3 protein-coding genes are annotated in these 1,839 nt (G+C 59.8%); all 3 read right to left on the bottom strand.

Features of this window, described 5'->3' with window-relative positions:
• Positions 1–148 precede the first annotated feature (148 nt).
• A complete protein-coding gene (locus IE224_RS20725) occupies positions 149–358 on the bottom strand; it encodes a cold-shock protein (RefSeq protein WP_191313410.1) in 210 nt (69 codons plus the stop codon).
• 137 nt (positions 359–495) lie between these two features.
• Positions 496–807: an H-NS histone family protein gene (locus IE224_RS20720; protein ID WP_229849502.1), complete on the bottom strand. Its 312-nt coding sequence runs from the start codon at positions 805–807 to the stop codon at positions 496–498.
• A gap of 97 nt (positions 808–904) precedes the next feature.
• Positions 905–1,681, bottom strand: a complete 777-nt coding sequence (locus tag IE224_RS20715; RefSeq protein WP_191313406.1) for an exodeoxyribonuclease III — start codon at positions 1,679–1,681, stop codon at positions 905–907.
• Between the last annotated feature and the right edge of the window lie 158 nt (positions 1,682–1,839).

Below are 1,839 nucleotides of genomic sequence, written 5' to 3'. Positions count from 1 at the left end.
CCTTCTACGCAAGCTTGAACGCAGCCGAAAAAGCAGCCTAATCATTGAACCACAAACTCTCCGGTGAACCCGGGGCGGTTCAGACCTTGCCCGGCGGTGTGTCCTCACCAGAAGCAATGGGGTGGTGAAGAAGGACGGCACCCCCCGCTCACCCTGCTTGCAGATTGCCGGCCGACATCTTGCCCGAGCGTTTGTCACGCTCCAGGTCATAGGACACCTTCTGGCCGTCGACCAACTCGGCCAAGCCCGAACGCTGGACCGCCGAGATATGCACGAAGACATCTTGCCCGCCATCATCGGGCTGGATGAAGCCAAACCCTTTGGTGGCGTTGAACCATTTGACGGTACCTGTGGCCATGATGAACCCTTTCGGAAGAAAACTGTTGAACGCTGAGACAGATGGCAGCGGAAGAGGTTTAGCAGTTATGCCAGCCGGATAATTGGATGAGGCATGCGCATTCCCTTGAGCGCATATCCCACAGTTAGAGCGAACCATCAGATCGCGAAATCGTCGAGCGACTTTCCGGCTTCCAGGGCTTCGGCAATCCAGCCGGGCTTTCGGCCGCGACCGCTCCAGGTCAGCTCGGGGTTTTCCGGATGGCGGTATTTCGGCTCCGCCTTTTGCTTGGCGGGCTGAGCGACCAGCATGTCTTCAAGCGAGGCAAAGCCCGCGGCCTTGGCAATCTCGGTCGCCTTCTGGATGGCGTCCTTTTTTGCGCGGTTCTCGAAATCGGCAATGGCGGCTGCGGATCTCTTGTTGATCTCTTTCAGCTGCTCAAGGGACAGCTCATTATAGTTGATGTCCATGACGGTCTCCTCTGATGCCTGTCGCACTACAGAAACCATCTCCGGCAGGAAAGCCTCTCATCGGGGGATCAGTTTTGATCTTCAAGGATAATTCGGATCACGTGATGTCGAGCACAATCCAGGCCGGCGCATGATCGCTGGCTTTCGGCCGGCCGCGCATCTCCCCATCAACACCGGCGTCCTTGAGCCTTGCTGCCAAATCGGGCGAGAGCAGCAGGTGATCGAGCCGCAACCCGGCATTCCGCTGCCATGCCTGGCGCAGATAATCCCAGAAGGTGTAAACGGGCATGGCGGGATGGATTACCGCAATGGCATCACACCAGCCTTCCTTCAGAAGAGACGCATAGGCCTTTCGGACCTCTGGCAGAAACAGGGCATCATCGCGCCAGCGGTCCGGGTTATAGACATCGCGCTCGGTGGGAATGATGTTGTAGTCGCCGGCGAGGATCACCGGCACGTTCAAAGCGAGCAGCTGTTTCGCATGGGCGCTGAACTGCTTCAACCATTTGAGCTTATAGTCCCATTTCGGCCCGGGCACTGGATTTCCATTTGGGGCATAAAGGCAGCCCACCAGGATGCCATTCACCGCCGCCTCGATATAGCGGCTCTGGCTGGGATCAGGATCCCGGGGCAAGCCGCGGCGCGTGAGCACCGGCTCGCTGCCGCGCGACAGGATCGCCACGCCGTTCCAGCGGCTCTGGCCGTGCCAGACGGAAGCGTAGCCAGCTTTGGCCAGCTGCCGCTCCGGGAACTTCGCCTGCGGCGTCTTCAGCTCCTGCAGGCAGACGATGTCGGGCTGTGTCTCAGCCAGCCAGGCCAGCAGCGTCTCAAGCCGGCCATTGATGCCGTTGATGTTGTAGGTGGCGATCCGCACGGCCCTGCCCTTCCTCTCCCATCAGGTGCTCTGGCTTTGAGCCTCGTTACAGGCGCCGCCCGCAGCAGGGGCCGGGGTAGTGTCCGAGCACGTGGTGTAATTTCACCGGCACGTTCGGTGTAATCTCGGGTGGCCATCGAGGTGTATGATCGAGGTGG

This window comes from Paracoccus aerius (genome assembly GCF_014656455.1).
Classification (GTDB): Bacteria; Pseudomonadota; Alphaproteobacteria; order Rhodobacterales; family Rhodobacteraceae; genus Paracoccus; species Paracoccus aerius.
This window is presented reverse-complemented; position numbering and strand designations above follow the sequence as displayed.

Excerpts from the sequence above, each read along its gene's own strand:
- IE224_RS20725 (WP_191313410.1), bottom strand. The coding sequence starts at position 358 with ATGGCCACAGGTACCGTCAAATGGTTCAACGCCACCAAAGGGTTTGGC.
- IE224_RS20720 (WP_229849502.1), bottom strand. The coding sequence starts at position 807 with ATGGACATCAACTATAATGAGCTGTCCCTTGAGCAGCTGAAAGAGATC.